Origin of the sequence: Pseudorhodobacter sp. (assembly GCF_030452865.1) — a bacterium.
Lineage (GTDB): Bacteria > Pseudomonadota > Alphaproteobacteria > Rhodobacterales > Rhodobacteraceae > Pseudorhodobacter.
The window spans coordinates 1-3,209 of record NZ_JAKDLJ010000400.1; the positions used below are offsets into that span (position 1 = coordinate 1).

Sequence of the window (3,209 nt, forward strand, 5' to 3'; positions counted from 1 at the left end):
ACGGCACTGGCCGGGGGCATGGACCCGATGGCCGTGTTGAACACGCTGGTGCCGCAAACTGCGCAGGCGGCCGTCGCGTCTTCCACAGCACTTGCCAGCGGCTCCATCACCATGGACGCGCGCGTCAAGGCCAAAATGCAAGGTTATGAGGGCGAGGCTTGCAACGAATGTGGCAACTACACACTCGTCCGCAACGGCACCTGCATGAAGTGCAACACCTGCGGCGGAACGAGCGGGTGTAGCTGAGAGGACTCAAGATTGTTGTCCATCGGGGCATAGTTTGTCCCGTTTCGGGCAATGGTTGTCCGGTGAGTCGAATTATCGGCGGCTTTCAGCCCTAAAGGGCACAAGTCGCCGATTAAAAGCTTTGCTGGGCGATAGTTACAAAAGGGTGGCGTGGCTTGATTGGACCCTATGGTGCCCATGCCTCGCTGCAGCGTCCTTCGATTTTCGGACCGTATAATTCTCACAGATCCGGTGACTTCACGCCCAAAGGGTGCCCTCGGATACCCGCCTTCAGCCCTGTTGGTTACAGCCAATTGCCCATCAGCACGAAGGCGGACCAAAAATACGGATGTTCGAGCCCGGCCTTTGCGGGTGTTTCCGGAGCGTCGAGGGCGATGGCGGCGCGGTCTGTGGCGGTTTGGACGCGGCTGGGTTCGGTGTCGTCGGCGCTGTGTAGCATCTTCAACTGTGCCTGACGCAGGGCTTCGGCCTTGTCCAACCCGCCTTGCATGATACCGGCATAGAAATCGCGCATCAGGCGCGGGGTTGCGGCGTCCGACACTGGCCAGAGCGACGCCATCACCGATGAGGCACCGTTCAGTTGCGCAGTGATGCCGAAGCCGTCAATCTCGGCCCCGTCGCCATCGGAACCGCGCGCGGTCTGGCAAGCCGAAAGTGTGAGCAGGTCCACGCCTTTGAAACTGAGCGCGCGGGTTTTGCGGATCTTGCTTAACGGTAGGTGTTCGCCGTCGCCCAGTAGCAGGAAACTGTCATCCTCTTGCCCCGGCATCAGGTTGAAATGACTGGCGATATGCAGGATTTCCGGCGATTTGAGCAGGGAAACCTTGAGGCTGCGTTCATCGAACGCGCCGTCCAGTTCCGTTGTGCCATGCAAGACAGCTTGGCCGCCTGCGGTGCCGAAGATCGTGTCCAACTCCCGCTTCACGCCCGGCAACGGGGAAAAGCCGGGGTGACCTTCGGTCACGCCAAAGCCTGCGGTTTGCGCGTCGGTGCGGTCTGGCTTGTCGAATTGAGTCTCTATCGCCGGGGTGAATTGCACGAAGGCGAAATGTTCGATCAGATAGCCGTCATCATCACGCAAGGCGGCAAAGGGGACGTAGCGCAGAAAGCCGTCAAGGTTCAGCATCACGACCTCGACGCCGGCATCCAGAAGCGCCTGTTCGATCGGGGCGAACACCACCTGTTGCAGCGCATGCAGCTTTTCTGGCGCATCGGGGGCGACATCCTCAATGGATTGAAGGGTATCAAACACCAATCGCGCCAGATCGGCGCGGGAAATCCGGATTTCGCGGTGCAGCGTCACGCCCGGCAAGGTAACGAAAAGATGCAACGCCTCGGGGAGTGTTGCGATTTGGAGAATCGCCGTCGGGCGCGGCAATCTACCTAATGTACTTTGGTAGCTTCCGGTCGCATCAAACTGTTTTTCAAGGACTTTCTGATTGTCCACACCTACCTCCGCCAAGAAACCATCGACCGCGGTGTCGAACTGGTCCGATGCAGCTTGCAGTGCGTCTTGCAGGGTGAATATCTGGTCTTGCTCCGCCTCGCTTGCCTCACCCTTTTCTATTTTCGCGCTCAAGGCGCGCAACTCGGCATCAGCGGCAATCGGCATTGCGGCGAGGATTTGCAGCTTTTCCTCCTCGTCCAACTCAGCATCGTTCAGGGTGGCGCGGGTCTTGGTTATATCGGCCTGAGCATCGCGCTTCAGGTAGTTGAAAACCTCCTCCTCCTTTTCCATGTTCAGAACGGCCTGCGCCTCCGATATCCGACCTTCGGTGATCAGCAGGTCGGCCAGAAGTTGATAAAGGCGTCGCCATTCGGCCTGCAATTCGGCGGTATCTCCGGCTTTTCCGGTGGAGTTGGCGGCGCGGATCGCCTGTTGCGCGTTCACCGCCATCTTGCCGAAGAAAATCGCGCGTTTCGGCTCCCCCTTCGCCGCGAAGGCCTTGGCGAGCAGTTCGAACAGCCAGCGCTGGGTATCCAGCGATTGGGTGCGGTTGTTGGCGACATAGGGCATCGCCTTCATCGCCAGCTTGATCGCCGCGTCCGGATCGCCGAGTTCAAAGGTCGACAGGCCGAGGTTGACGTAGTTTTTCGCGGTGTTTTCCGCGAAAGGGCCGAGTTCTTCGAGGTAGATCGGCAAGGTCAATGCAAACCATTCCTTGGCATCGGCGTATTTCCCGCTCCGGTGCAATACCCAGCCGAGATTGTTGCCAAGTCCCGCAAGGCTTTGATTGTCGGGCTGTTCCGCCTTGCCGTAAAACGTCATTGCCGCACCATAGGCCGCAATCGCCTCGTCAAACTCACTCAGCCCTTCATGGGCTATGCCTTTGGTCCAGTTGATGGCGGCGGCGGCGGCATCATCCACCGGGTCAGACTGATAGTAGGCCAAAAGCTGATCCAGAATGACGAGCGCATCGCGATAGCGCGACAGCCCGATCAGGGCCTTGGCCTGATCTTCCATCGCACCTGCAATAACCATATTTGCCGCATTGTCCTTCATGGATCGGGCGATGGCCTCTGCCTGCTCGGAAAACGCCAGACCCTTGCGAAATTCCAAAAGCCCGACATGGACCCGCCCGATCATCAGGGCCGAAACCGACGCGAGCCAAAGCCCGTCCTTCTGCGCATTGGCACCGGAAAAAGCCGTCTCGAACAGCGGCAGCGCGGCGCGCAGATAAGGTTCTTCCCATGTGATAATCAACGCCGCCCCGGCCTCATAAGCAGCACTTGGGTCGCCCGCCCTGACCTTTTGCATCAGCTCCGGGTCAAGTTTGGCCAGAAGCGCCGCCTCATCGGCATGGGCCGCCGGCGAAAGGCACAGCGCGAGGACAAAAAGGATGCGGCAGAGAAAAGTCTGCATCGGGCGGCCCCCGGTTGGGTTGCTCAGGTCATGCCACGTTAAGGCCGGCAGAGGCACCGCACAAGCGCGCGCTGTTGGATGCCTGGATTTGTCATCCGCC

2 protein-coding genes are annotated in these 3,209 nt (G+C 59.5%); one reads left to right on the forward strand and one right to left on the reverse strand.

Annotated features, from left to right (window positions below; translation table 11 throughout):
- The coding region (locus L0H65_RS17045; RefSeq protein ID WP_301460422.1) for a hypothetical protein at nt 1–246 on the forward strand (246 nt) is incomplete at its 5' end.
- Between the two features lie 283 nt (nt 247–529).
- Here the strand turns inward: L0H65_RS17045 and L0H65_RS17050 are convergent.
- On the reverse strand, nt 530–3,109 hold the full coding sequence (locus L0H65_RS17050) for a CHAT domain-containing protein (protein WP_301460423.1): 2,580 nt from the start codon (nt 3,107–3,109) through the stop codon (nt 530–532).
- Between the last annotated feature and the right edge of the window lie 100 nt (nt 3,110–3,209).